We start from the raw sequence: 25,367 nt of genomic DNA, 5'->3' as shown, positions 1-25,367 counted from the left end.
GCGCGCCAACCCGGAAGGCCCCGCAGGTACTCGCGTCCCGTGACGGGTGCGCGCGGGCGGGCGTCTGAACGTGGACGCCACGCGCGCGATCCTGATTGCCCTTCTCGGGGCCCTGCTGTTCCTGAGCCCCCTGGTGATCTGGGTGGCCTACCTGAGCCCCGCGTGGTGGTGGCCGTTCGCCGCCTGGGCGGCGTTTGTTGCGGCGATTGCGGCCTTCAGCCAGAGCGGCCGGCGTGACCCTTAGCCTCGGCCTGATCTATACCGTCGGGGTCGCCTACCTGGCTCTGCTGTTCGGCATCGCCTTCCTGGCCGATCGCGTGCCGCGGATCGGCCGCATCGCGGCGAACGGCTGGGTCTTCAGCCTGTCACTGGGGGTCTACGCGACCTCCTGGACCTTCTACGGCAACCTCGGCTTCCTCGCCGACCAGGGTTACCTGTACCTGACGATCTATCTCGGGGTCACCCTGGCCTTTGCCGCCACACCGTGGCTGCTGCGTCCGATCCTGCGCCTGACCCGCGAGCACCAGCTGACCTCGCTGGCCGACCTGTTCGCCTTTCGCTATCGCAGCCGCTTCACCGGCCCGGTGGTGGCCCTGTTCATGCTGGCCGGGGTACTCCCCTACATCGCGCTGCAGATCAAAGCTGTAGCCGAATCCGCCGCGGTCCTGACCGCCGAGACCCCGCCCCACCTGCTGGCCCTGACCTTCAGCGCCACCATCGCACTGTTCGCGATCCTGTTCGGTGCTCGCCACATCGCCCCGCGCGAGAAACACGCCGGGCTGGTACTCGCCATCGCCTTCGAGTCCATCGTCAAGCTGATTGCCATTCTCGGCATCGCCGGGGTCGCCCTGTACGCGGTCTTTGGCGGCCTCGGCGGCCTCAACGACTGGCTGGCCGAGCACCCCGAGGCGGTCGATGCCCTGTACGCCCCGGTGCGTGAGGGTGGCTGGTTCGCGATGATGATCCTGGCGTTTGCCGCGGCGTTCCTGCTGCCGCGGCAGTTCCACATGCTGTTTACCGAGAACATCAACCCGCGGGCCCTGAACACCGCGGCCTGGGCGTTCCCCGCGTTCCTGCTGCTGCTGAACCTGCCCATGCCGGTGCTCTACTGGGCCGGCCAGGCCGTGGGCCTGGACATCTCGCCCAACTACTACGCCATCGGCATCGCCGGGCTCCTGCAGTCGCCCAGCCTGGCGCTGCTGGTCTTCATCGGCGGCCTGTCCGCCGCCAGCGCCATGATGATCGTGACCACCCTTGCGCTGGCGCACATGGGGACCAACTACCTCTCCCCGCTGACGCGACTGCACGAGGAAGAGCGCAGCGCCAACATCTACACCCGCCTGCTCTGGGGTCGCCGGATCTGGATCGTCTTCATCATTGGCCTGGGCTACGCGTTCTACGGGCTGCTGCAGGTGGTCGAGGGGCTGGCGCAGCTGGGGCTGATCTCGTTTGCCGCGGTGGCCCAGCTGCTGCCGGGGCTGGTCGGCCTGATGCTGTGGAAACAGGCCACCCGGGTCGGCTTCCTGCTCGGTCTGGCTGCGGGCATTACCGGCTGGGCGTTCACGCTGGTGATGCCTCTGCTGTCGGATGCCGGCATCGCCACCGGACTCCCGGACCCGCAGCAGCTGCTGCGCGCCGGGATACTGGACCCGTGGTCCTTCGCCCTGATGCTGAGCCTGGGCGCCAACGCGGTGCTGTTTGTGGTCGGCTCCCTGCTGAGCCGCCCCAACCGCGAAGAGATCGAGGCCGGGCGGGCCTGCTGCCCGAATGAATCCGGCGGTGGCGGTACCGGCCTGCCTCTCGCCGGCGACGTGACCGAAATGGAAACCGCACTCGCGGCCACGCTGGGCCCCGGTGCCGCTCACCACGAGGTGCAGCGGGCTCTGGACGACCTGGGGCTGCCGCGGCATACACGCTCGCGCGGCGACCTGCGACAGCTGCGCGAGCGCATCGAACGCAACCTGTCCGGCCTGCTCGGGCCCGTGCTGGCGCGCATGATCGTCGACCAGCACCTGCGCCTGGATGCCGCCGGCCGCCACACCCTCAGCGAGAGCCTGCGCCGCATCGAGGAACAGCTCGAGACCCGCGCCCTGCCGCTGTCCGGCCTGGCCGCCGAGCTGGACGCCCTGCGCCGCTTTCACCGCCAGATCCTGCACGAACTGCCGCTGGGGGTGGCCAGCCTGACCAACGCCGGCGAGATTACCGGCTGGAACCAGGCCCTGGCGCGGCTGACCGATGTCCCCACGGAAGACGCCGTGGGCCAGAACGTCGCACAGCTGGACAGCCCCTGGAGCGGCCTGCTGACGGCCTTTCTCGAGTCCCCGGACCGGCAGTGGTACAAGCTGAACGTGGACCTGCCAGCTGGCAGTCGCCGTCTGAACCTGCACCGCTCGGAGCTGCAGGATGCCCACGGCCAGCTGGAGGGTCGGGTCGTCCTGATCGAGGACGTGACCGAACGCGCCCAGCTCGAGTCCGAAATCGCCCACGGCGACCGCCTGGCCTCCATCGGCCGTTTTGCCGCCGGGGTCGCCCACGAGATCGGCAACCCCCTGACCGGGATCGCCTCGCTGGCGCAGACCGTGCCACTGGAAGACGATCCCGAGGAGATCCGCGGCATCGCCGACGACATCCTTGCGCAGACGCGACGCATCAACGCCATCGTCCAGTCCCTGATTACCTTTGCCCATGCCGACGAGGGGCCCTCCGCCGGACGCTTCGAGACCATCGCACTGGATGATCTCGTGGCCGAGGCCATTCGCCTGACCCGTCTGGCGGGGCGCAAGGACCTGCAGTTCACCACCCGTGGCCTGGAAGGGCTGCACGTACGCGGCTCCCACGCCACCCTGCTGCAGGTGTTCATCAACCTGCTGACCAATGCCGAACAGGCCGCGCCCGAGGCCTCCACGGTGGCCATCGCGGCGCGGCTGCATGGCCGCCACATCCAGATCACGATTGACGATGCCGGGCCCGGGATCGAAGAATCCAGCCTGGAACGCCTGTTCGAGCCCTTCTTCACCACCAAACCGGCGGGTCAGGGCACCGGTCTGGGCCTGCCGGTGGCCTACAGCATCGTGCGCGATCACGGTGGTACCCTGATAGCCGCCAACCGCCCCGAAGGCGGGGCCCGATTCCTCCTGACGCTGCCACGCCAAGACCCATGACCCGCATCCTGCTCGTAGACGACGAAGCCCCGATCCGCCGCGCCGTGCGCCGGTTCCTGGAGCATCATGGCTTCGAGGTCGGCGTGGCCGAGAACCTGGCGGAGGCGCGCGCCCTGGCGGCCGCGGACCCCTACGACCTGCAGCTGGTCGACCTGCGCCTGCCGGACGGCGAGGGCATCGAACTGCTGTCCGAGTTCCCCGGCACGCCTACGGTCATCATGACCAGCTATGCCTCGGTCCCCTCGGCGGTCAACGCAATGAAGGAGGGTGCGGCCGACTACATCGCCAAGCCCTTCGACCACGACGCCCTGCTGCTGACCCTCCGGGCCGCCCTGCGCGAACGCGCGGATCGCGAGCGCGGCCCGTCCGGGGCCGCCAGCCCGGGGGCCGCCGTCCCGTCACACCCGGGCCTGGGGCTGGTCGGCGACAGCGCGGCCATGCGCCAGCTGCGCGACCAGATCCAGCGCGTGGCCGCGACCCAGTCGACCGTGCTGCTGCGCGGCGAGTCCGGTACCGGCAAGGAACTGGCCGCGCGCGCCCTGCACGAGCTGAGCCCGCGCGCCGGGGGCCCGTTCGTGGCCGTCAACTGCGCGACCATCCCCGAGGGTCTGGTCGAGGCCGAGCTGTTCGGGCACGCCCAGGGCGCCTACACCGGTGCGGTCAAGGCCCGCACCGGCCTGATTCAGAGCGCCCACGGCGGCACGCTGTTCCTGGACGAGATCGGCGAGCTCGCCCCCGCCGCGCAGGCACGTCTTCTGCGGGTCCTGCAGGATGGCGAGATCCGTCCGGTCGGTGCCAACGAGAACCTGAAAGTGGATGTGCGCCTGCTCGCCGCGACCCACCGCGACCTGGAGGGCATGATCGAGGAGCAGGCCTTCCGCGCCGACCTCTACTACCGCCTGCGCGTGCTGGAGCTCTCCATCCCCCCGCTGCGCGAGCGCCGCGAGGACATCCTGCCCCTGGCGCGCCATTTTCTGGAGGGCCTCGCCGGGCCGGATGCGGCGCCACAGCTCACCCCGGCCGCCCGCGACGCACTCGAGGCGCAGGAATGGCCGGGCAACGTGCGGGAACTGGCTAACGCCGTGGAGCGTGGCTGGGTACTCAGCCCCGACGGCCACATCGGGCCGGAGCACATGGGCCTGGAGACGGGCCGTTCGGAGGGCAGCGATGACGTGCCGAACCCGGCGTTTCCCACCCGGCGCAAACCCAGGGGCTCCAGCCTGAACGAGTACTTCCGCCAGTTCGTGCAGGAAAACCAGGACCGGATGACCGAAACCGAGCTGGCGCGGGCCCTGGGGATCAGCCGCAAGACCCTGTGGGAACGCCGCCAGCGCGAGAACCTGCCCCGCCCGCGCACCTGAGCCGTGGCGTGATGGCCACCGAGCCCGAGATCCGGCGTGTGTTTCTGGCCCTGTGGCCGGACGGCGCGACCCGCGCCGCACTGGCACGCGTGGGCGCAAGCCTGGACGGTCCCGGCCGCGCCGTTCCCCGTGCGCACCTGCACCTGACCCTCGCGTTTGCCGGCCGTGTAGCCGGCGCGCAGGCCGCATGCCTGTCCGCGGGCATTCGGCAGCTTGCGACGAATCCCATCGAGCTGACGCTGGACCGCCTGGGCCACTTCGCCGGCCCGCGCATCACCTGGATTGGCCCCAGCACCGCGCCACCGGCGCTGTCCGCCCTCGCCGAGCGGGCACGCGACCTGTGCCGGGACTGTGGCATTGATCTGGGCCCGGCACGGCCATTCCGGCCCCACGTGTCCCTGCGTCGGCACGCGGACCCGCCCGCGCGCGAGCGGGTCGAGCCGCCCGTGTGCTGGCGGGCGGACACGGTGGTGCTGGTCGAGTCCGGCCGCGACGGGCACCCCGGCGCATACCGGCTCCTCGCCCAGACCTGAAACGCCCCGGCCCGGCCGCCGCCGGCGGCGGCAGCAGCACGGGCGCATGGACTACTCCAGCGGCGGCAGATTGCCCGAGGCCGGCGGGTCGGAGGACGGGGCCGCGTCGGTCGGCGGGGCGCCGGTGTCAGGGCGCGTGGGCGACTGCCCGCCCAGAGGCGGCGCATCCTGACCGTCCGGCTGCCCATCCTGCCCCAGCGGGGGCGGGTCCTCAGGCGGCTGGCCCTGGCCTGGCGGTGTGCCGGTCGGCCCCGGCGCCTGCGGTCGCTCCCGGTCCATCTGGCCTGGCGGCTGTTGCCCCGGCGGCTGCCCGGGCGCCTGCTGCGGCTGCCCAGGCGGCATGCCCTGACCGCGTTCCTGGCCACGCTCCTGGCCCGGCCCGCCGCCCTGCCCGCGCGGCATGCCACCCTGCCCGGGGACATCCTGCCCGCCTGCCGGTGGCGCACCCCGCTCGGCGGGCGGCATGCCCTGCCCCATGCCCCCCTGCCCGGGTTGATCACCCTGCTGCGGGGCCTGGGCGTGGGCCGCGCCCACGACGAACAGGGAACTCAGCGCGACCAGCAGCGCGGTTGTGCGGAATTGCGACATTCAGGTCCTCCTTCGGGGCGTAGGTGCCCGATGACTGAGCCACTATGCGTAGCAGCCGGGAGCGGGATTCCTCAAACCGCCGACCCGAGTTCCCCCAAATTTCGCGAAATGCTTCACTTCGTGGCACCGCGGATCAGTTCTTCAACGTCACCGGGACCGTGAACATCAGCAACCCGTAGTCGGCCTCGAACTGTTCCTTGAAGCGGGCGGCGATCCGGTCGCACAGCTCGGCGCTGGCGACGACCTCGACCTTGATGTTGCCTCCCTGGCGCCAGTTGCCACGGCGCTTTCCATGCCGCCCCCAGCCCCGCGCGTCGGTGACCGTATAGCCAGCGGCCCCCTGGCGACGGATCTCCTCGATCAGCATCTCCTCCAGGATCGCCTCGGCGACCACCGTCAGCAGGAACATCTCCTCGGATTGCATCGCATCAGCCTCCCAGCGAGTACAGCGTCTGGGCCATCCAAAAATAAAGAGGCACGCCCAGGAAGATATTGAACGGGAAGGTCACCCCCAGCGAGGCCCCGATCGACAGGGCCGGGTTGGCGCGGGGCACCGCGATTCGCATCGCCGCGGGCGCGGCGATGTACGACGCGCTGGCGTACAGCGTGGCCAGCAGCACCGTGCCGCCAAGCGACAGACCCAGGGCAAATCCCAGCAGCGTACCCAGTACCGCCGAGCCGACCGGCATGATAATCGCGAACAGCACCAGGAACACGCCGTACTGACGAACATCGGCAATGCGGCTGGAGGCGACAAGACCCATCTCCAGCAGGAACAGCGCCAGCACACCCTTGAACAGGTCGAAGAACAGCGGCTCCAGCGGCTCGATGTGCACCGGCCCGGCAATGAAGCCGATGACCAGGCCACCGGCCAGCAGGAAGATGCTCTTGCCGAAGACCACCTCGTGCAACGTCTTGCCCCAGCGGGTGGTGCCCGGCGTTCCCATCCGTGCCAGCAGGATGCCGATAATCAGCGCCGGGATCTCCAGCAGCACGAGGAAGACCACCATGTGGCCCTCGTAGTCGATCCCGCGCGCGGCCAGCAGCGCCACCGCCACGGAAAAGGTCACCACCGAGACCGAACCATAGTGGGCCGCAATCGAGGCCGAGTCCGCGCGCGGCATGCGCCCCAGCCAGAGCAGGACCGGAAAGGCGATCAGCGGTATCAGCGCGCCAACGGCAAGCACCGCCAGACCCGGCAGCAACAGCGGCAGCAGTTCGCTCTCGGCCAGCTTGACCCCGCCCATCAGGCCGATGGCCAGCAGCAGATAGATCGACAGCGCCTCGTAGATCGCCATCGGGATCTTCAGATCCGACTTCGCCAGCCCCGCGACCGCGCCCAGGAGAAAGAACAGGACAACTGGATCGAATGCCATCTCGCCTCCGTGTGCCGGCACCCCGAATCGCTACAGTCGCGATCATAGTCCAGTCACGATGCGGTGCAATCACCCGGCATGGCGGCACCCTGCCTCCCCGCGGCGTCTGATCTAAGCTCCAGACAGCAGGCTTCATCGGCTGGAGGAACCGCGCATGACCCGCATCCTGATCCTGCAGGGCCATCCCGATCCGCAACCGGGGCATCTCGACCACGCGCTGGCAGCCGCCTACCAGGAAGGGGCCGAACAGAGCGGGCACGCGGTCGACACCTACACCATCGCCCGGCGCGACATCCCGCTGCTGCACAACCAGGCCGAGTTTCTCGACGAGAGCGTGCCACCGGCGGTGCTGGAGGCCCAGGAACTGATCGAGAGCGCGGGGCACCTGTTCCTCATCTATCCGCTGTGGCTCGGCGACATGCCGGCCGGGGTCAAGGCCTTCCTCGAACAGACCCTGCGCCCGGCCTTCGTGGCTGACGGCGACATGAACGCACTGCGTCACACGCGCCTGCGAGGCCGCTCCGTTCGCATCGTGGTCAGCATGGGCATGCCCGCCCTCGCCTACCGCTGGTGGTTCGGCGCCCACAGCCTGAAGAACCTGGAACGGAACATCCTGCGCTTCTGCGGCTTTGGCCCGGTCCGCCACACCCTGATCGGGCGCAACGGCGGCGACGCCGCCACGCGCGAGCGCTGGCTGGAACGCATGCGCGAGCTGGGCCGCAAGGCCCTCTAGGGAAACGCTGATTGAATCAGCACGTCCACGTTGGTGCCCCCCAGTTTTTCGAGACAAAGCGTTCCGAGACAAGGAGTGCAGCGGGTAGTGGTTCTACCCGCCCGCTCTTGATGGGTTGCGGGGCGCAACGCAGGATCGGGCCATATTCATTCAGAATCGGGGGGGGCACCAACCCCACAAGTCATTGAAAGTAGAGGCTCGGACGCCCGTTGTTGATCGAAAACGGGCTCGGGAACGGCGTTGCGGCTCCCTTGTGCAGAATGGCTGCACGGCCGTCACCGCGCATCAAAAGCACGCAAAAGCGACTCGAACGCGAGTGTGCACACTAATCAGCGTTTTCCTGGGTAAGGGGTACCCGTACGTCGGGGCTGGACCGGCGTGCGGAGATCCCGGCTCTCCGCTGCGCTACAGCCGGGATCACCATCAGGATGCGCTCCGATCGGGCTGACAGGGCGGGGGTAAGGGCCCCGGGATGGTGACATTCCCAGGAAGGCCTGGATCAACGCAATCCCGGGCGGGCCATGCACGTCCCCGAATGGCCCCGCCACTGGCTGACGCTCGTGGCTGATCATGATCTGCCAAGCGATCAAATCAGGAAAACGGGCCTCGACACCTCCTCAGCCCGGATAAAGCCGGGGGAGAGTCACAACGAATGTTCCACCCCCCAGGAGCCCGTGGTTGCGGAGCTCGACATGTCCGCCGTGTGCCGGGGCCGAATCGGCCGCGCCTTCATCCCCTTCCTCCGGTCGGGGGCCCGCATGCAACTGGGCGACCACCGCGCAGAAGTACAGGCCCAGCCCGGTACGTCCGGCGGAACGATCCAGCACGCCCTGCTGATCCTCATCGCGCCGGCCGAGCATGGACTCGGGGAATCCGGGGCCGTCGTCCTCGATTGCAATCCGCAGCCAGTCCCCGTCACGTGCCGCCGTCAAAAGGATACGGCCGCCGGTATAGCGGATGGTGTTGGTGATCACGTTCTCCAGCAGCCCGCCCATCAACTCGGTATCCAGGGGCCAGATCAGATCCTCGTCGCAATCGATCTCGCAGACCACGCCGCGATAATCCATCAGCGGCTTCTGGCGCAGGGCCTGCTCTTCCAGCAGGTCGTAGACCGCGGTGGAGACGAACCGCGGGGTATAGAAGCCCTCGTTGCGGCGGTAGAGGGTGAGCAGCTGCACCAGGGTGTCGTTGACGCGCTGCGCCTCGTACTGCAGATGGATCAGACGTTCGCGCTCGCAGCGGCACTCGCCCGTGACTGGATCCACCAGGTCCGAGATGGTGCTGATCACCGCATTCAGCGCCCCCTTCATGTCGTGAATGCCGATCGCCATCAGCGTATTGAAATCCACTCGGTTCACTGCGGCCGCCTCACTTGCCATGGTCTGAGGCCATGGGCGCCGGCCAGCGGATGCGCCGGACTGATGGGATGGGCGAGCGCCCTGGCCGGCATCAAACCTGCCCCAGTTCGGCAAGCACCCGGTTGAGCGGCTCGCGCACCGGCTCCGGCATACCCGCATCCGGCAGGGCCTCGAGCTCGCGCAGCGCACCATCCAGCTCGTCCCGCGACCCGGCCGCAGCCAGTCGCAGGCGTGCCAGCACGGAATACCAGGGACACTCCGGATGACTCGAAAAATCACGGTCCAGGTCGCGCACCGCCTGACGCGCCTTGCGGCTGTCCCCACTGGCGAGCAGGGCCTCGATTCGGGCCACCGCATCCGACGGGTGTGGCTGGCCAAGCTGACGCGCGATCCGTAACGCCCGTCGCCAGGCCTGCAGGGCCCGTTCTGCATCCCCGTTCGCCAGCGCCAGTTCGCCCAGGGCACGCTGACGTTCCAGCGACTTTGGGGAACGTTCCGCTGCTGCGCGCAGGATTTCCAGCGCCTCCGGGCCCCGACCCTGCTCCCGCAGCAGCGCGGCCAGGTGGTCGTGGGCCGGCATGAACTGCGGGGTCTCCCGCATCACCTCGCGATAGCCGGCCTCGGCCGCCGTGACCTCGCCGGCGAGTGCATCCAGATCGGCCAGCAGGCTTCCCGCCCAGGCCGGACGCGCACTCGCCCATGCGGTGCTGGCGGAGGCTCGGGCCAGATCCGTATCCCCGATCCGCCATGCCCAGGTGGCCCGCAGCCGGACCAGATCCGATTCCCGGCCCTCGCCCTCGTCGAGCATCCGCCCGGCTTCCTTGATGGCCCCCGCCAGGTCATCCCGACGCACCAGCGGGTCCAGTGGCTTGAGTGACTGCTTGCGGCGAAGCGCGCGATCCAGTCGCACTGCCAGAAGATCCTTGCTAAAGGGTTTGGACAGATAGCCGTCGGGCATGCTCTCGACCGCGCCCATCACCATGTCGCTGGTGGTCTCCGCCGTGACCATAATGAACAGTGTCGAGAGGTCAATCAGCCGCCGCGCGCGGGCCAGATCCAGGACCTGCTGGCCGTCCAGGCCCTCGCCCAGGTTGTAATCGCACAGCACGATCTCGTAGCGCCGCTGCGCCAGCTTGTCGATCGCATCCTCGCCGTGCACTGCCACGTCGATCGCCGCGTACCCCGCGGTCAACAGCATCTGACGCAGGGTACTGCGCATATTGTGAAAGTCGTCGACCACTAGCACCGGCTTTTCCGCCAGGCGTTCCGGTCGTACCGCCGTCGACGCTCCACCAACAATTTTCCGTGTCATATAAGCCAGTCTGGCGCAGCGAACCGAAGATTCCCAGCCCTGAGAGTCTGTCGAATTTGAAACGGATCTGCTGCGCGTCTCAGAGAGCAGTCCTTTTTCCGCTCTCTCTCGTTACACAGGCCCGACTATGCTGCGTCTCAAGAGACCGAAAAAAGCCTCACTCTTCCCCTACGCTCACGACAACCGCCCAAACCCGAGAGGCTCCCAGGGAAACACTGATCCATGTACACACTCATGAATACACGGATCACGCGGCGGCCCCCAGCACCAACTGCTGGTAGAGGCCGCCGAGAATCACCAGGGCAAAGCCGGCGTACAGGCCGGCGACCACGTCGTCCATCATGATCCCGTGGCCATCGTGCCACTTCTGGTCGAAATAGTTCGCCGGCCAGGGCTTGAGGATGTCGAACAGGCGGAACAGCAGGAAGCCGATCACGACCCACATCAGCCCGGCGGGGGCGAACGCGAGCGTGATCAGCATGCCGGCCCATTCGTCCCAGACGATCCCGGGGTGGTCGTGCACGCCCAGCTTGCGCGCACTCTCGCCGCAGATATGGAAGCCGGCCATCACCACGATTACGGTAATCGCGATATAGGCCCATTCGGGCACGTTCATGATCGCGAAGTACAGCACCAGCGCGCCCAGCGAGCCGGTGGTGCCCGGCGCCCAGCGCGACAGCCCGCTGCCGAACCCGAAGGCCAGCAGGTGAATCGGATCGCCGAACACGGTCTTCGCCGGCGGCATCGTCGGTTTGTCAGTCTTTGGCTTTGACATCGGTCCCCTGTCCCGTTGGCATTGGTTCCACCTCGTGCGCCTCGCCCCCGGCGAAATGGTCGTGGCCCGCCCGGGCCACGTCCAGTGGCTGGCCCGCTGCATCCACCACCACGACCCCGGCCGCCTCCGTACACTCGCCGATCACCGTCAGCGGGGCATCCACCCCGAACGCGAGCAGATCCAGCGACTCGCCGGGCGGCAGTGCAAACAGCAGTTCGTAGTCCTCGCCGCCACCCAGCGCGGCGGCCTCCGCCTGCGCCGGCGGCGCCTGCGCCAGCAGCGGGTCCAGCGGAACCGCCGGCCAGTCGATGCGGGCGCCGCAGCCGGAGGCCGCACACAGGTGGCCAAGGTCCGCCAGCAGGCCGTCGGAGATGTCGATCACCGCCCGCGCCCGCTTGCGCAGCATGCGCCCGAGCTCCAGCCGGACGCGGGGCCAGAACAGCCGCTCGCAGGCAGGCTCCTTATCCACTGCGGCCGTGCCCGCGGCGCGGCGGCGGGTCTCGTGCGCCAGCCCGAAGGCGGCGCCGCCCAGCGCGCCCGAGACCACCAGGCGGTCACCGGGACGGGCCCCGGCGCGCCGCAGGGCCTGCCCCGCGGGGACCTGCCCCAGCACCGTCACGCTGACCGCCAGCGGCCCGCGCGTGGTATCGCCGCCCACCAGCGGGACGGCCGCCGCCCCGGCCAGATCCAGAAAGCCCTGGCTGAAAGCGGCCAGCCAGTCGTGGTCCACGCGGGGCAGGGTCAGCGACAGCAGCGCCCCCAGCGGTTCGGCGCCCATCGCCGCCAGGTCGCTCAGGTTCGAGGCCAGGGCCTTGTGGCCCAGGCTCGCCGCGGGGTGATCGGGAAAGAAGTGGGTGCCCTCGACCAGGGTGTCGACGCTGACCACCAGCTCGTGGTTGTCGCGCAGCGCCAGCAGCGCGGCATCATCGCCAATCCCCAGGCGCACGCCAGCGCCGGGCGCCAGCGCCGCCGCCGGCGCGTCGAAATAGCGCTGAATCAGGTCGAATTCGGAATCGGGGCCGGCCATGGCCGTGGTGCTGACCCGCCCGGGTCAGCGCGGGGCAGAACGTTCCGGGCCGCGCAGATCGACCGAGAGCCGGTCCAGCACACCATTGATATACCGGTGCGACTGTTCGGCCCCGTAGCGCTTGGCGAGATCCACCGCCTCGTTGATCACTACGCGGTAGGGCACCTCGATGCGCTCGGCCAGCTCCCACTGCCCCAGCCAGAGCAGCGCGTGCTCCACCGGGTCGAGCTGCGCCAGCGGGCGCCCGAGGTAGGGTTCCATGCGCGCATCCAGGGCCTCGCGGTCACGGGTCACGCCGATCAGCAGCTCGCGGAAATACTCGGCATCCGCCTTCGCGTGTTCCTCGTCTTCGCGGAACTCGGCCAGGATGTCCTTGGGATGCGCACCCGTCATCTGCCAGGAGTACAGCGCCTGCATCGCGCGCCGGCGCGCGAAGGAACGCGCGTGCCGCGCCCGTTGTTCGGGCGTGCTGCGGGGGCGCCGGGCACGGCCGGTCTTGCCGCTGGCGCTGTGGTCGCGCGGGCTGCGGCCTTCGGGGCGGGAGTCGGAGGATTCTGTCACGGCAGGCCTGTTGGTATCGGCAGACGGCATGGAACGGCGCGGGCTCAGCCGCGCAGCTGGCGCAGCAGGCTGACCATTTCGATCGCGCCCATGGCCGCGTCCGCGCCCTTGTTGCCCGCCTTGGTGCCGGCGCGTTCGATCGCCTGCTCGATGGAGTCGGTGGTCAGCACGCCAAAGCTGATCGGCAGGTCCTCGGCCATCTGCACCTGGGCCAGGCCCTTGGCCGCCTCGCCCGCGACATAGTCGAAATGCGGGGTGGAGCCCCGGATCACGCAGCCCAGCGCGATCACGCCATCGTATTGCCCGGAGCGGGCCATGGCCTGGGCCGCCAGCGGCAGCTCGTAGGCACCCGGCACACGGGCGATGGTCAGGTTCTTTTCCTGCACGCCGTGGCGCTTCAGGGTATCCACTGCACCTTCCAGCAGGCGCTCGACGATCAGGCTGTTGAAGCGCGCCAGCAGCAGGCCATAGCGATGGTCGGCGGCGTCGGTGAATACGCCTTCCAGGGTCTTGATGTCGTGCATGGTTTTATTCCGATTGAGACGGAGACGAGGCGACCTTTCGGGGCCGACCCGCGGGGCCGAGTTACAAAGGCCACCTAGTGTAGCACCGCGAACCCGCGCGGTAGAGCGCACCCGCCCGAATCGGGCAACGGGCCGCCTGCCGGCCGGGGGCTACTCGTGGACGTAGTCCACGACCTCCAGGCCGAAGCCACCAAGGCCATGGAAGCGCTTGGGCGCGGACATCAGCTTCATGCGCCCCACCCCGCAGTCGGCGAGGATCTGGGCACCGATACCGTACATGCGCCACTCCGCGGAGTTCTCGCGCCCACCGCGCTCCTCCTGCGGCGGCTGCCCGATATGCTCCAGACGCTGGGCCAGTGCCTCTGCACTCTCGTGCTTGCGCAGCACCACCACCACGCCCTCGCCGGCCGCGTCGATCCGGCGCAGGGCGTCATCCAGCGGCCAGCCACGATCCGGACCAGCATAGCCCAGCGTGTCGTACAGCGTGCTTTCCAGGTGGACACGCACCAGGGTCTCCTGGTCCGGCTTCGGCTCCCCGCGCACCAGTGCGAAATGCAGCTCGTGATCCACCTCGTCCTCGAACGCCAGCAGGCGGAACTCGCCATGCTCGGTCGGGAACGGGCGCTCCGAGACCCGACGCACGGTCTTCTCGTTCTCGATGCGGTAGCGGATCAGGTCCTCGATGGTGCCCATCTTGAGGTCATGCTCGGCACAGAAGCGCTCGAGATCCGAACGCCGAGCCATGCTGCCGTCCTCGTTCAGGATCTCGACAATCACCGCCGCCGGTTCGGCCCCGGCCAGACGCGCCAGATCGCAGCCGGCCTCGGTGTGGCCGGCGCGCACGATGACCCCGCCGGGCTGTGCCATCAGCGGAAAGACATGCCCCGGCTGGACGATGTCGTCCGGCTGCGCGTTCGGGGCCACGGCCGTGCGGATGGTGTGCGCGCGGTCATAGGCGGAGATACCCGTGGTCACGCCCTCGGCGGCCTCGATCGACAACGTGAAGTTGGTGCCGTGCACATCGTTGGTGTCGGTCACCATCAGCGGCAGCGCGAGCTGTTTGCAGCGCTCGCGGGTCAGCGTCAGACAGATCAGGCCGCGGCCGTACTTGGCCATGAAGTTGATGTCCTCGGGGCGCACATGCGAGGCGAGCATCAACAGATCACCCTCGTTTTCGCGGTCTTCGTCGTCGACGATGACCACCATGCGTCCGGCCTGCAGTTCTTCGAGGATAGTTTCGGTGTTGGAGAATTCCATGCGTGCCTTCGGTCAGGGGCCGTGCGTTCAGTCGCGCGGCCCGGAATGATTGGGGAAGCCCTGTTCGGCCAGCCAGGCCTCGGACAGGTCACCTGCGCCCATGCCCGGCTCGGCCGCGCGCTCGCCGAGCATCAACCGTTCCAGGTAGCGGGCAATCAGGTCCACCTCCAGGTTCACCGGCGTGCCCACCGCGTAGACGGAGAAGCGGGTCAGCGACCAGGTGTGGGGGATGATGTTGACCTCGAACTCGGCCCCGTCGACCCGGTTCACGGTCAGGCTGGTGCCGTCGATGGTGATCGAGCCCTTCGCGGCGACGTAGCGTGCCAGCGCGGCGGGGGCACGAAAACGCACTCGGGTCGAGCGTGCGTCCGGCTCCATCGCGACCACCTCGCCCACTCCATCCACGTGGCCCGAGACCATGTGGCCGCCGAGGCGGTCGCCCAGGGCCAGCGCCCGCTCCAGGTTGACCCGGTCGCCCGGCCCCAGTCCGCCCAGCGTGGTCACGTTCAGGGATTCGCGCGAGACATCGGCGGCGAAGCCCGCGGCCGTCAGGTCGGTCACGGTCAGGCACACGCCGTTGACCGCGATGGAGTCGCCCAGGCGCGTGTCCGACAGGTCCATCCCGGGGGCATTCACGTACAGGCGCACGTCGCCGCCGCTGGGGGTCAAGCGATCCAGGCTGCCAAGAGTCTCGATGATTCCGGTGAACATGGGCCTTGTTTCATTGGTACGCGGCCCCGGCATGGGGCACGACAAGGCGACCATCATAGGGAAACCCTAATGGATTCGCACCACGACCCGGCCTTTTGCCCGGTTCTTCCCGGGAAACCCCTTGTTCGCCACGCAGCACACGCGGAAGGTCAAGGGCGATTCACAGGAAGATGGGAAGACTGGAAGGGGGATACGTTGAAGAAAAATGGCGGGTGGCCATGGTCGGCCCCAGCAATGCCGGTGTGCACGCCATTGCAAACCCAGTCATCCTTCCACCCTTCCCTTCTTCCTGTGAAATCGCCCTTGACCTTTTGCGTAGAGAACGTGGCGTTCAGGAGCGCGGGTGGGCGCGGAGGCGCAGGGTGTCGCCGACCCAGCGGCTCTCGATGATCTCCAGTTCGGCGCGTTCGTCCATGCGGGCCAGTGGCCATTCCACCAGCGGGCGGGCATTCGAGCCCAGCAGCAGTGGCGCCTGGTAGATCAGCCACTCGTCCACCCAGCCGCCGCGAGCCAGGGCCCCGGCCAGGCCCGGGCCGGATTCGACGTGGAGTTCGTTGATCTCGGCGCGACCCAGCTCCTGCAGCACCGCCGCCAGATCCAGTCCGCCTTCGGCCCCCGTGTCCGCCAGTGGAACCGGGCGCACCTCCGCCCCGCGCCCGCGCAGGGCGTCCGCCGCCGGAGTCTGCGCCATCTCGGGCCCGGTGAGGATCCACACGGTCCCGGTCTGCAGGATCTGCGCCCCTGGCGGCGTGCGCAGGCGTGCGTCCAGGATCACGCGCAGCGGCTGCCGGGGCGGGAGATCGTGGATCTGCGGAAGATCCGGGAAGCCCGCCTGGGCCGCCAGCTCGCCGGGCTTCAGACGCACGGTCAGACGCGGGTCGTCGGCGACCACGGTACCGCTACCGGTCAGGATCGCGCCGGCGCGTGCGCGCCACAGCTGCACGTCGCGGCGTGCGGCCGGGCCGGTGATCCATTTCGATTCGCCGGAGGCCATCGCGGTACGCCCGTCCAGACTGGCCGCGAGCTTTACGCGCACCCAGGGCCGCCCGTGTTCCATGCGCTGGACGAAACCCGGATTCAGCGCCCGCGCCGCCTCCTCGAGGACGCCGGTAATGACCTCGACACCCGCGTCCCGCAGTGCCGCGATCCCGCCGCCACAGACCCGCGGGTTCGGGTCCTGCATTGCAATCACCACCCGCGCCACGCCCGCGCGGATCAGCTCCGCGACACAGGGCGGGGTGCGCCCATGGTGACTGCAGGGTTCCAGGGTGACGTAGGCGGTCGCGCCGCGGGCGGCGACTCCGGCGGCCGCGAGGGCATTGACCTCGGCATGCGCGGCGCCGGCCTGCCAGTGCAGCCCGGCGGCCACCTCGCGGCCGTCACGCACCAGCACACAGCCCACGCGCGGGTTGGGGTCGGCGCTGAAGCGGCCGTAGTCCGCCAGCTCCAGTGCCCGCGCCATGTGGCGCCGGTCGTGGGCCGTCTGCGCCGTGGTCGCTGTTTCCATCACGCACCCTCCTGCGGATCGCGCCCCATCCCGGGATCGCGCCGTTTTCCGGCAGCCGGATCCCCGGCCCCGTCCGTTGCCTCCTCGTCGATCAGGCGCAGCTGCGAACGGCGCATCTCGGGGCTGAGATCCTCTTCCAGCCGCTCGATGGCTTCGCGGAAGGACTGCACGCTGGCGAAGCTCAAATAGATGGAGGCAAACCGGATATAGGCCACGTGGTCGAGCACGTGCAAGGCCGCCAGCACCATCTCGCCGATGCGGTCGGACTTGACCTCGGGTGCGGTGAGGGCCGACAGCTGACGCTTGATGTCGTCGATCACGCGCTCGACATCCTCGGTCTTCACCGGGCGCTTGTGCAGGGCCCGGCGCAGACCACTGCGCAGCTTTTCCTCGTCGAAGGCGACGCGCTCGCCGGAACGCTTGACCACCCGCGGCAGGCTGAACTCCGCCCGCTCGAAGGTGGTGAAACGCGCCCCGCAGGCGCGGCACTGGCGCCGGCGCCGGATCTGCTCCTGCTCCGGACCGGCGACCCGCGAATCGACTACGCGGGTGTCCTGGGCATGACAGGACGGACAGCGCATCCCGTGCCGTCAATCCTGGCCGTCAGCCTGTCGCGCTGGCCGTGCCTATTCGCCGGCGCCGTAGACCGGGAAGCGGCGGCAGATCTCGACGACCTTGGCGCGGGTCGCGTCGATCACCTGCTCGTTCTCGTGGTCGTCCAGCACGTCGGCGATCCAGCCGGCCAGCTCGCGCGACTCGGCCTCGGTGAAACCGCGCGTGGTCAGCGCGGCGGTGCCAATGCGGATACCGGAGGTCACGAACGGGGACTCCGGATCGTTCGGCACGGCGTTCTTGTTGACCGTGATGTTGGCGCGGCCCAGCGCGGCGTCCGCGGCCTTGCCGGTCATGCCCTTGGACACCAGGCTCAGCAGGAACAGGTGGTTGTCAGTCCCGCCGGAGACGATGTCGAAGCCGCGCTCGACCAGGACCTCGGCCATCGCGCGGGCGTTGGCGATCACCTGCTTCTGGTAGGTCTTGAATTCCGGCTCCAGGGCCTCCTTGAACGCCACCGCCTTGCCGGCGATCACGTGCATCAGCGGGCCGCCCTGGGTCCCCGGGAAGATCAGCGACTGGAACTTCTTGTTCAGCTCCGGCTGACCCTTGGTGATGATGAAGCCGCCACGCGGCCCGCGCAGGGACTTGTGCGTGGTGGAGGTGACCACGTGGGCATGGTCGATCGGGTTCGGGTATTCACCGGCGGCGATCAGGCCGGAGACGTGGGCCATGTCCACCATCAGGTAGGCGCCCACGGAATCGGCGATCTCGCGGAAGCGCTTCCAGTCGACCACGCGCGAGTAGGCGGAGAAGCCGGCGACGATCATCTTCGGCTGGTGCTCGGTGGCCAGACGCTGGACCTCGTCGTAATCAATCAGTCCCTCGTCAGTGATGCCATACTGCACCGCGTTGTAGATCTTGCCCGAGAAGTTCGGCTTGGCGCCGTGGGTCAGGTGACCACCGGCGTCCAGGCTCATGCCCAGCACAGTGTCATGCGGCTGCAGCAGGGCCATGTACACGGCCGCGTTGGCCTGCGAGCCGGAATGCGGCTGCACGTTCGCGTAATCGGCGCCGTAGAGCTGCTTGAGGCGGTCGATCGCGAGCTGCTCGACGATATCCACGTACTCGCAGCCACCGTAGTAACGCTTGCCCGGGTAGCCCTCGGCGTACTTGTTAGTCAGCACCGAACCCTGTGCCTCCATCACGCGCGGGCTGGTGTAGTTCTCCGACGCGATCAGCTCGATGTGCTCTTCCTGGCGCTGTGCTTCCTTGCTGATGGCGCCCCAGAGTTCGTCGTCGTAGCCGTGGATACTCATGTCGATCGAAAACATTCGGATCTCCCGTTCAAAGCCTTGGATACTGGATTTTCGGCGCGCCAGCCATCGGGGAAACGCAGATGCAGTCGCGCGTCCGCGCACGGCTCGGAAGGCTTGCTGTCCGGTTGCGGCCGCTGCAGCGCAGCCTCGCCGGACAGGCACACCGAGACGCCAGACTGGGGACCGAATGTCCCCGCGCGGAGGTGCGACTGGACCCGCGTCCTCTCTGGGACGCCGCCGTCGAAAAGGTCCATCAGCATACGCTATTGCGGCCTTCATTTCAGGCCGACTCCCGGGCGGCTACCGCGACGAGGCCGGATTCCGGCCCCGGAATCAGTGGGTTTCGGGCCGCGCGCACGGCCTCTCAGGAAACCGGACGAAGCCCCGAAGGGCACCGGGTAATCCTTCGCATGCCCCGGGGCGCGCCCCCCGGCATACAAATCAGTCGGTGGTGGCCGGATTCGGCCCGGGCGGGGTGATCCGGTGGACGTCGACCTCATACCGGATCGGGAAGACCGGCAGGCCGAACTGAGTGTAGATCGCGACGTCTGCGGCATCGCGCCCGTAGCCCACCACCACGTAGCCGCCGCGCAGCTCGGTCTGGGTCGCATCGAAGGTGTACCAGCGCCCGCCGACAAAGGCCTCGAACCAGGCATGCATGTCCATCGGCTCCAGACCATGCAGATATCCGACGACCATGCGCGCCGGGATGCTGAGGCTGCGGCACAGCGCGATGCCCAGATGCGCCAGATCGCGGCACACACCCTGCCCGCGCTGGTTGACCTCCACCGCCGAGATGGGGATGTCACTGCTGCCCGGGATGTACTGGATGCGGGCCCGCAGCCACTGCTCGATCGCCGCCACCTGGTCATAGCCAAGCGCGCGCCCGGCGGTGATCTCGCAGGCCATCTGATTAAAGCGGTCCGACTCGCAGTAGCGGCTCGGGAGCAGGTAGCCCAGGGTCGCGTCGGGCAGCGCCTGCACCTCCACGAAGGGCGCGCCCGGGGCACGGTCCAGGGCATCGGCCGTCTTCACCTCGGCCGAGGTATGGATCGAAAACGGACCCGGCGGCGCGATCAGGCGCTGGCAGAGATTGCCGTAGACATCGACAAACTCGGACACCGGGGCATGGGGCGTCAGACGGTATTCCTCGCGCGCGACCCACTGCAGCGGGCCGCTGCGCGGACGCAGCATCAGCACGAATGGCGTGGGCTCGGCGATCTCGAACTCGAAGTCGCAGCGCGTCTGCAGCCACATGGGCGGGGCCTCCGGCAAAGGGGGCTTTCACACTACGCGTCGGCGGCCATGGACGCCATACGCTGTACATTAAGGCGTGTTTCCCTAAACTTCCGATACCCCCGTTCCCCGGAGAAGGCATGCGAGGACATCCCGACCGCCCCTGTTCCGTACGCCGCCGCCTGGTCAGCGGCCTGCTCGGCCTGGGGCTAGCCCTGGCGGCCCCCGCGCTCGCTGCGGAGTCGCGCTTCATCAATATCGGGACCGGGGGAGTCACCGGGGTCTACTACCCGGCCGGGCAGCACCTGTGCCGGCTGTTCAACACCCGCCGGGCCGAACACGGCATGCGTTGCACCGCGGAAAGCACCGGCGGCTCGGTCTTCAACCTGAACATGGTGCGTTCGGGGGACATGGACTTCGGCGTTGCCCAGTCCGACCTGCAATATCACGCCTACCACGGCACCGGCCGCTTCGAGGACTTCGGCGCGGCCTCCCACCTGCGCGCGATGTTCAGCCTGCACCCGGAACCCCTGACCCTGGTGGTCCGTCCCGACGCGGGCATCGCGGGTCTGGATGACCTGCCGGGCAAGCGCGTCAACATCGGCAACCCCGGTTCCGGCCAGCGCACGCTGATGGAGCACCTGATGGAGGAGCTGGGCTGGGACCACGACACCTTCCGCCGTGTGTCCGAGCTGCCCTCGCGCGAACAGTCCCAGGCGCTGTGCGACAACCGCATAGACGCCTTCGTGTTCTCCGTCGGCCATCCCTCGGCCGCGATCCAGGAGCCCATCGCCACTTGCGACGCCCGTCTGGTATCCATCGGCGGCGCGGCGGTGGAGGCCTTGATCGAATCCACCCCGTACTACCTGACGGCCGTGATCCCGGCCGGGACCTACCCCGGCCAGGACGAGGACATCCACACCTATGGCGTGGGTGCCACGGTCGTAACCTCCAACCGCACCTCGAACACCGCCGCCTACGAGCTGACCCGAGCAGTGTTCGAGAACTTCGAGACCTTCCGCAGCCTGCACCCCGCCTTCGGCAGTCTTGAACGCAGGGGCATGGTGGACGAAGGCCTGTCGGCCCCGATGCACCCCGGTGCCCGACGCTACTTCCGCGAGGCAGGGCTGATCAATGAACGCTAACCGCAGCCATCCGGAGCCACCGAACGACGAGGGCACGGTCGAGGAACTCGAGACCGGGGGTCGCCACCCGGGGCGCGCCACCCGCAGCCTGATCTGGCTGACCGCGGTCACCTGGTCGCTGTTCCAGATCTGGATCGCCTCGCCGCTCGCCGACTGGATCGACTTCTTCGTGGTCTCCGAGACCGAGGCCCGCTCGATCCACCTGGCGTTCGCGATCTTCCTCGGCTATCTGCTGTTCCCGGCGCTGCGGCCGACCGCCCGCGGAAAGGGCTGGCAGTACACCATCGGCATCCTCTATGCCGGGGGCGGGCTGGGCCTGATCGCGCTTGGCCTGTGGCAGTTCCTGGGGCTGGAACGCCTGGCCGAGGTCTACCTGGCGCTGGGCATCACCCTGGTGGCGGTGGCCTGGCCGCTGCTGCGCGGCCATGACCCGATCCATCGCGTGCCGCTGGGCGACTGGGTGTTTGCGGCGGTCGCGGCCTTCAGCGCGCTGCACCTGTACCTGTTCCACGAGGCGCTGGCGGCGCGCCCCGGTGCCCCCACCGAGCTGGATCTGATCATGGCCGGCATCGGCCTGATCCTGCTGCTGGAGGCGACCCGTCGCGTGCTCGGCCCGGCCCTGACCATCATCGCCGCGATCTTCCTGTTCTACACCTTCGCCGGCCCGATCATGCCGGACCTGATCGCGCACCGCGGCGCCAGCTACCCGCGCGCGATGGCGCAGCAGTGGCTGTCCAACGAAGGCGTGTTCGGGATCGCGCTCGGGGTCTCCACCAGCTTCGTGTTCCTGTTCGTGCTGTTTGGCGCGCTGCTGGAACGCGCCGGCGCCGGCGACTACTTCATCCGTGTCGCCTTCTCCCTGCTCGGGCACCTGCGTGGCGGCCCGGCCAAGGCCGCGGTGATGGCCTCGGGCATGACCGGCGTGGTCTCTGGCTCGTCCATCGCCAACGTGGTCACCACCGGCACCTTCACCGTGCCGCTGATGAAGCGCGTCGGCTTCGCCCCGCACAAGGCGGGCGCGGTGGAGGTGGCCAGCTCGGTCAACGGCCAGCTGATGCCGCCGGTGATGGGGGCCGCCGCATTCCTGATGGTCGAGTACGTCGGCATCCCCTACGTGGAAGTGCTCAAGCACGCGATCCTGCCGGCCCTGATCGCCTATATCGCGCTGATCTACATCGTGCACCTGGAGGCCTGCAAGAACGGCATGGAGGGGCTCAAGCGCGCCACCGTGACCACCTGGCGCGGGCGCCTGATCAGCTTCGGGATCACCGTCTCCAGCCTGATCATCCTCGCCGCCGCGGTGTACTGGGGGCTGGGCTGGATCAAGACCGTGGCCGGCGACGCCGCCGCCTGGATCATCGCCGGGCTGCTGTTCGCCGCCTACCTGGCCCTGCTCTGGGTGGCCGCGAACGAGCCGGAACCGGAGCCTCTGGACCCGGAACGTCCCCTGCCGCGCGTGCTGCCCACGGTGCTTGGCGGGCTGCACTACGTGCTGCCGCTGGTGGTCCTGGTCTGGGCCCTGGTCGTGGAACGGCTCTCGCCCGGCCTTTCCGCCTTCTGGGCGGTGGCCTTCATGATCTTCATCGTGCTGACCCAGCGTCCGCTGGTAGCGCTGTTCCAGGGTCGCGGGCGCCTGCTGCAGGCGGCCTGGATCGGGGTCTGGGAGCTGTTCCAGGGCTTCGAGACCGGCGCACGCAACATGATCGGCATTGGCCTGGCGACCGCCGCGGCCGGCATCATCGTCGGTACCGTCGCGATGACCGGGGTCGGGCTGGTGCTGACCGATCTGGTCGACACCCTGTCCGGCGGCAACCTGCTGCTGGTGCTGCTGCTGACCGCACTGATCAGCCTGGTACTGGGGCTCGGGCTGCCGACCACGGCCAACTACATCGTGGTCGCAACCCTGATGGCCCCGGTGATCGTGGAGCTGGGCGCGCAGAACGACATCCTGATCCCGCTGATCGCCGCGCATCTGTTCGTGTTCTATTTCGGCATCATGGCGGACGTGACACCCCCGGTGGGACTGGCCTCGTTCGCCGGCGCAGCCGTGGCGAAGGCCGACCCGATCCGCACCGGGCTGCAGGCCTTCGCTTACAGCCTGCGCACCATCGCGCTGCCATTCTTCTTCATCTTTAACAGCCAGCTGCTGCTGATCGGTGTGGACAACGTGTTCCAGCTGGCCCTGGTGTTCCTCGGCTCGCTGGCCGGGATACTGGCATTCACCGCCGCCACCCAGGGCTGGTTCCTGACCCGCAGCCGCTACTGGGAATCCGCCCTGCTGATGGTGGTCGCCTTCGTGCTGCTGGTGCCGACGGTGCTGATGGATCGCATCGCCCCGCCCTATCAGCAGCAACCCCCGGAGACCCTGCTCGAGGTGGTCGCGACCATCCCCGATCGGGAATCGCTGCGCCTGGAGGCCACCGGCATCGACCTGGAGGGCCGCGAGATCACCCGTACGGTGATGTTCCCGCTAGGCCGCCCGGAGCTGGAGGCGCGGGAACGCCTGGCGGATGCCGGCCTGAACGTCCGCTTCGACGACCGCGAAGGAAAGGCGCAGATCCAGACGGTTGCTTTCGGCAGCCCCGCCGGCCGGGTAGGGTTGGAAGGCGGCTGGACGATCACCGGCGTGCTGGTACCCACCGAGCGCCCAAGCCCCTACTGGTTCTATCTGCCGGCCGTGGCTCTGGGGCTCCTGGTGGCCTGGAACCAGCGCCGACGTACGCCACCGCCGGGGAGCGGCCCGACCGCCGACGCCCCGGCACTTTCGGCCTGATGGAACATCAACGGAGACTTGCCATGGAACAACCCCAGTATGGCTTCAACGTAATCGTGCAGGGCGACATCGCCGGCGTGATCGAACGCACCACGGCGGCCCTCGGCGATGAGGGCTTCGGCATCCTCAGCGACATCGACGTGGCCGGCGCCTTCAAGAAGAAGCTGGACCTGGATCATCGCGCCTACCGCATCCTTGGCGCCTGCAATCCCCATCTCGCGCGCCAGGCCATCGAGGCCGATCCGAACATCGGCCTGCTCCTGCCCTGCAACGTGCTGGTACAGGACAACGAGAACGGCAGCTGCACGGTGGGCTTCATGGATCCCGTCGCAGTGATGGGGCTGGTCAACAAGCCCGGCGTCGAGGATCTCGCCGGCGAGGTACGCAAACGCCTCGAGCGGGTACGCCTGAAACTCGAGACAAGCTAATTCGTTCACGAGCATGAATACCGGCAACGACCAGTCCTCACGCCTGGCCGAGCGCATCCGCGTGGCCGCGACCACCGGCCAGCGCCTGGCGATCGTCGGCGGCGGCAGCCAGCGCGGGCTGGCATTCCCCGCGGGTTTTGACGCCGACGTACAGCCCCTCGAGGTCGCTTCGCACCACGGGATCGTGCACCTCGCACCCAGTGAGCTGGTGGTCACCGTGCGTGCCGGCACGCCGGTCGTGGAGCTGCAGGCGGCACTGGAGGAAGTCGGCATGATGCTGCCCTTCGAACCGGCACAGCCAACTCCCTCCAGCAGCGTCGGCGGCATGGTCGCCCTGGGGTTGTCCGGTGCCCGGCGCCCGTGGACCGCCAGCCTGCGCGATGCCGTCCTCGGCACCCGCATCGTGAATGGCCGCGGCGAGATCCTGCGCTTCGGCGGCGAGGTGATGAAGAACGTCGCCGGCTTCGATGTGTCCCGTCTGATGGCCGGCAGCCTGGGCGGGCTGGGGGTGCTGCTGGAGGTCAGCTTCAAGCTGCTTCCGGCCCCCGCCTACCAGGCCTGGTTGCGGCAGGAAATGACGGCCGCAGCCTTCATCGAACAGGCCCGGGACTGGGGCCGGTCGGCCTTGCCGTTTTCCGGCCTGGCCTGGGCCGACGGGGTCTGCCACATCCGCCTCGGGGGTGGCCAGGAAGGGGTGCAGGAGGCGGCGGAACGCCTGGGCGGCGAACCGGACCGCGAAGGCCCCGCCTTCTGGACCCGGCTGCGCGACCGGCACCTGCCCTTCCTGACCCGATCATTGCCGGCCGGCGACCGCCTCTGGCGCCTGAGCCTGCCCCCCGCGACCGCGCCACTGGATCTGCCCGGAGAATGGCTGCTGAACTGGGCCGGGGGCGAACGCTGGCTGCGCTCCAGCGCCGCACCGGACGCGGTCCGTGCCGCCGCCACCGAGGCCGGGGGACATGCCCGCCTGTGGTCCGGCGATCCGGCCGGGGCCCCCTGGCTGCACCCGCGTCCCGCGGCCCTGCTGCGGCTGGAAGGCGAGGTCCGCGCCGCGCTGGACCCCGACGGGGTGTTTTTCGCCCCGCTGCTGCCCCCTTACCCGCAGCCGGCACGGCGGAGCGCCTGAGTCC

At 68.7% G+C, this 25,367-nt stretch carries 24 protein-coding genes; 9 read left to right on the top strand and 15 right to left on the bottom strand.

What is annotated here, in order from left to right:
• The first annotated feature begins 70 nt into the window (after positions 1-70).
• From D000_RS14285 to thpR, 4 genes are read left to right on the top strand one after another with little or no spacing between them, the layout of a single operon-like run.
• Positions 71-244: a hypothetical protein gene (locus tag D000_RS14285; protein WP_196800594.1), complete on the top strand. Its 174-nt coding sequence runs from the start codon at positions 71-73 to the stop codon at positions 242-244.
• On the top strand, positions 234-3,161 hold the full coding sequence (locus D000_RS0106415; protein WP_018872715.1) for a sensor histidine kinase: 2,928 nt from the start codon (positions 234-236) through the stop codon (positions 3,159-3,161). The genes D000_RS14285 and D000_RS0106415 overlap by 11 nt, the downstream gene beginning before the upstream one ends.
• A complete protein-coding gene (locus tag D000_RS0106410) occupies positions 3,158-4,522 on the top strand; it encodes a sigma-54 dependent transcriptional regulator (RefSeq protein WP_018872714.1) in 1,365 nt (454 codons plus the stop codon). Before D000_RS0106415 ends, D000_RS0106410 begins: the two co-directional genes overlap by 4 nt.
• Positions 4,523-4,533: 11 nt before the next feature.
• On the top strand, positions 4,534-5,055 hold the full coding sequence (thpR, locus tag D000_RS0106405; RefSeq protein ID WP_018872713.1) for an RNA 2',3'-cyclic phosphodiesterase: 522 nt from the start codon (positions 4,534-4,536) through the stop codon (positions 5,053-5,055).
• A 51-nt stretch (positions 5,056-5,106) separates the two neighbouring features.
• Here the strand turns inward: thpR and D000_RS0106400 are convergent, their stop codons facing one another.
• From D000_RS0106400 to D000_RS0106390, 3 genes are all read right to left on the bottom strand, one after another.
• A complete protein-coding gene (locus D000_RS0106400) occupies positions 5,107-5,643 on the bottom strand; it encodes a hypothetical protein (RefSeq protein ID WP_018872712.1) in 537 nt (178 codons plus the stop codon).
• A 133-nt stretch (positions 5,644-5,776) separates the two neighbouring features.
• Complete coding sequence (locus D000_RS0106395; RefSeq protein ID WP_018872711.1) at positions 5,777-6,067, bottom strand: hypothetical protein; 291 nt, start codon at positions 6,065-6,067, stop codon at positions 5,777-5,779.
• A gap of 4 nt (positions 6,068-6,071) precedes the next feature.
• Positions 6,072-7,019, bottom strand: coding sequence for a sodium-dependent bicarbonate transport family permease (locus D000_RS0106390; RefSeq protein WP_018872710.1), 948 nt, complete (start codon positions 7,017-7,019; stop codon positions 6,072-6,074).
• 154 nt (positions 7,020-7,173) lie between these two features.
• On the opposite strand from D000_RS0106390, the gene D000_RS0106385 reads away from it, so the two are divergent.
• The gene (locus D000_RS0106385; RefSeq protein WP_018872709.1) at positions 7,174-7,752 is read left to right on the top strand and encodes an NAD(P)H-dependent oxidoreductase; all 579 of its coding nucleotides are present in this window, start codon (positions 7,174-7,176) and stop codon (positions 7,750-7,752) included.
• A 617-nt stretch (positions 7,753-8,369) separates the two neighbouring features.
• Here the strand turns inward: D000_RS0106385 and D000_RS0106380 are convergent.
• The 12 genes from D000_RS0106380 to D000_RS0106320 all read right to left on the bottom strand — a co-directional run bounded on the left by D000_RS0106380 (position 8,370) and on the right by D000_RS0106320 (position 19,912).
• Positions 8,370-9,110 carry a sensor histidine kinase KdpD gene (locus D000_RS0106380; protein WP_155999239.1) on the bottom strand — a complete coding sequence of 247 codons (741 nt, stop codon included), beginning with the start codon at positions 9,108-9,110 and terminating at the stop codon, positions 8,370-8,372.
• Between the two features lie 91 nt (positions 9,111-9,201).
• Positions 9,202-10,422: a response regulator gene (locus tag D000_RS0106375; protein ID WP_026279810.1), complete on the bottom strand. Its 1,221-nt coding sequence runs from the start codon at positions 10,420-10,422 to the stop codon at positions 9,202-9,204.
• Positions 10,423-10,669: 247 nt separating this feature from the next.
• Positions 10,670-11,197 carry a phosphatidylglycerophosphatase A gene (locus tag D000_RS13390; RefSeq protein WP_038047586.1) on the bottom strand — a complete coding sequence of 176 codons (528 nt, stop codon included), beginning with the start codon at positions 11,195-11,197 and terminating at the stop codon, positions 10,670-10,672.
• Positions 11,178-12,224 (bottom strand): thiamine-phosphate kinase, encoded by a 1,047-nt coding sequence (thiL, locus tag D000_RS0106360; RefSeq protein ID WP_018872705.1) that lies wholly within the window; start codon positions 12,222-12,224, stop codon positions 11,178-11,180. The genes D000_RS13390 and thiL overlap by 20 nt, the downstream gene beginning before the upstream one ends.
• Before the next feature lie 24 nt (positions 12,225-12,248).
• The gene (nusB, locus tag D000_RS0106355) at positions 12,249-12,785 is read right to left on the bottom strand and encodes a transcription antitermination factor NusB (protein ID WP_155999236.1); all 537 of its coding nucleotides are present in this window, start codon (positions 12,783-12,785) and stop codon (positions 12,249-12,251) included.
• Between the two features lie 44 nt (positions 12,786-12,829).
• Positions 12,830-13,309, bottom strand: coding sequence for a 6,7-dimethyl-8-ribityllumazine synthase (ribE, locus tag D000_RS0106350; RefSeq protein WP_018872703.1), 480 nt, complete (start codon positions 13,307-13,309; stop codon positions 12,830-12,832).
• A 150-nt stretch (positions 13,310-13,459) separates the two neighbouring features.
• On the bottom strand, positions 13,460-14,566 hold the full coding sequence (gene ribBA, locus D000_RS0106345; protein ID WP_018872702.1) for a bifunctional 3,4-dihydroxy-2-butanone-4-phosphate synthase/GTP cyclohydrolase II: 1,107 nt from the start codon (positions 14,564-14,566) through the stop codon (positions 13,460-13,462).
• Between the two features lie 27 nt (positions 14,567-14,593).
• On the bottom strand, positions 14,594-15,277 hold the full coding sequence (locus tag D000_RS0106340) for a riboflavin synthase (RefSeq protein ID WP_018872701.1): 684 nt from the start codon (positions 15,275-15,277) through the stop codon (positions 14,594-14,596).
• Between the two features lie 331 nt (positions 15,278-15,608).
• A complete protein-coding gene (gene ribD / locus D000_RS0106335; protein WP_018872700.1) occupies positions 15,609-16,784 on the bottom strand; it encodes a bifunctional diaminohydroxyphosphoribosylaminopyrimidine deaminase/5-amino-6-(5-phosphoribosylamino)uracil reductase RibD in 1,176 nt (391 codons plus the stop codon).
• Positions 16,784-17,365: a transcriptional regulator NrdR gene (nrdR, locus tag D000_RS0106330; protein WP_018872699.1), complete on the bottom strand. Its 582-nt coding sequence runs from the start codon at positions 17,363-17,365 to the stop codon at positions 16,784-16,786. Before nrdR ends, ribD begins: the two co-directional genes overlap by 1 nt.
• Positions 17,366-17,410: 45 nt before the next feature.
• Positions 17,411-18,670, bottom strand: coding sequence for a serine hydroxymethyltransferase (glyA, locus tag D000_RS0106325; RefSeq protein ID WP_018872698.1), 1,260 nt, complete (start codon positions 18,668-18,670; stop codon positions 17,411-17,413).
• A gap of 426 nt (positions 18,671-19,096) precedes the next feature.
• Positions 19,097-19,912, bottom strand: a complete 816-nt coding sequence (locus D000_RS0106320; RefSeq protein ID WP_018872697.1) for a transglutaminase family protein — start codon at positions 19,910-19,912, stop codon at positions 19,097-19,099.
• Between the two features lie 119 nt (positions 19,913-20,031).
• Here D000_RS0106320 and D000_RS0106315 point away from each other — a divergent pair, with 119 nt between their 5' ends.
• From D000_RS0106315 to glcE, 4 genes are read left to right on the top strand one after another with little or no spacing between them, the layout of a single operon-like run.
• On the top strand, positions 20,032-21,036 hold the full coding sequence (locus D000_RS0106315) for a TAXI family TRAP transporter solute-binding subunit (RefSeq protein WP_018872696.1): 1,005 nt from the start codon (positions 20,032-20,034) through the stop codon (positions 21,034-21,036).
• Complete coding sequence (locus tag D000_RS0106310) at positions 21,026-23,809, top strand: TRAP transporter permease (protein WP_018872695.1); 2,784 nt, start codon at positions 21,026-21,028, stop codon at positions 23,807-23,809. Before D000_RS0106315 ends, D000_RS0106310 begins: the two co-directional genes overlap by 11 nt.
• A 23-nt stretch (positions 23,810-23,832) precedes the next feature.
• Positions 23,833-24,237: a DUF302 domain-containing protein gene (locus D000_RS0106305; RefSeq protein ID WP_018872694.1), complete on the top strand. Its 405-nt coding sequence runs from the start codon at positions 23,833-23,835 to the stop codon at positions 24,235-24,237.
• Between the two features lie 13 nt (positions 24,238-24,250).
• Positions 24,251-25,363, top strand: a complete 1,113-nt coding sequence (gene glcE, locus D000_RS0106300) for a glycolate oxidase subunit GlcE (protein ID WP_018872693.1) — start codon at positions 24,251-24,253, stop codon at positions 25,361-25,363.
• Positions 25,364-25,367: the final 4 nt, after the last annotated feature.

This window comes from Thioalkalivibrio sp. ALJ16, from assembly GCF_000377345.1.
Classification (GTDB): Bacteria; Pseudomonadota; Gammaproteobacteria; order Ectothiorhodospirales; family Ectothiorhodospiraceae; genus Thioalkalivibrio.
Note: the sequence above shows the minus strand (reverse complement) of the source record. Positions and strands in the feature narration are given on the sequence as shown.

Coding starts and splice junctions, on each gene's coding strand:
- D000_RS0106305 (WP_018872694.1), top strand. CDS start 23,833: ATGGAACAACCCCAGTATGGCTTCAACGTAATCGTGCAGGGCGACATC.
- D000_RS0106375 (WP_026279810.1), bottom strand. CDS start 10,422: ATGACACGGAAAATTGTTGGTGGAGCGTCGACGGCGGTACGACCGGAA.
- D000_RS0106310 (WP_018872695.1), top strand. CDS start 21,026: ATGAACGCTAACCGCAGCCATCCGGAGCCACCGAACGACGAGGGCACG.
- D000_RS0106315 (WP_018872696.1), top strand. CDS start 20,032: ATGCGAGGACATCCCGACCGCCCCTGTTCCGTACGCCGCCGCCTGGTC.
- ribE (WP_018872703.1), bottom strand. CDS start 13,309: ATGCACGACATCAAGACCCTGGAAGGCGTATTCACCGACGCCGCCGAC.
- D000_RS0106320 (WP_018872697.1), bottom strand. CDS start 19,912: ATGTGGCTGCAGACGCGCTGCGACTTCGAGTTCGAGATCGCCGAGCCC.
- ribBA (WP_018872702.1), bottom strand. CDS start 14,566: ATGGAATTCTCCAACACCGAAACTATCCTCGAAGAACTGCAGGCCGGA.
- glcE (WP_018872693.1), top strand. CDS start 24,251: ATGAATACCGGCAACGACCAGTCCTCACGCCTGGCCGAGCGCATCCGC.
- D000_RS0106395 (WP_018872711.1), bottom strand. CDS start 6,067: ATGCAATCCGAGGAGATGTTCCTGCTGACGGTGGTCGCCGAGGCGATC.
- D000_RS0106400 (WP_018872712.1), bottom strand. CDS start 5,643: ATGTCGCAATTCCGCACAACCGCGCTGCTGGTCGCGCTGAGTTCCCTG.
- glyA (WP_018872698.1), bottom strand. CDS start 18,670: ATGTTTTCGATCGACATGAGTATCCACGGCTACGACGACGAACTCTGG.
- ribD (WP_018872700.1), bottom strand. CDS start 16,784: ATGGAAACAGCGACCACGGCGCAGACGGCCCACGACCGGCGCCACATG.
- D000_RS0106410 (WP_018872714.1), top strand. CDS start 3,158: ATGACCCGCATCCTGCTCGTAGACGACGAAGCCCCGATCCGCCGCGCC.
- D000_RS0106390 (WP_018872710.1), bottom strand. CDS start 7,019: ATGGCATTCGATCCAGTTGTCCTGTTCTTTCTCCTGGGCGCGGTCGCG.
- D000_RS0106340 (WP_018872701.1), bottom strand. CDS start 15,277: ATGTTCACCGGAATCATCGAGACTCTTGGCAGCCTGGATCGCTTGACC.
- D000_RS13390 (WP_038047586.1), bottom strand. CDS start 11,197: ATGTCAAAGCCAAAGACTGACAAACCGACGATGCCGCCGGCGAAGACC.
- thpR (WP_018872713.1), top strand. CDS start 4,534: ATGGCCACCGAGCCCGAGATCCGGCGTGTGTTTCTGGCCCTGTGGCCG.
- nrdR (WP_018872699.1), bottom strand. CDS start 17,365: ATGCGCTGTCCGTCCTGTCATGCCCAGGACACCCGCGTAGTCGATTCG.
- thiL (WP_018872705.1), bottom strand. CDS start 12,224: ATGGCCGGCCCCGATTCCGAATTCGACCTGATTCAGCGCTATTTCGAC.
- D000_RS0106385 (WP_018872709.1), top strand. CDS start 7,174: ATGACCCGCATCCTGATCCTGCAGGGCCATCCCGATCCGCAACCGGGG.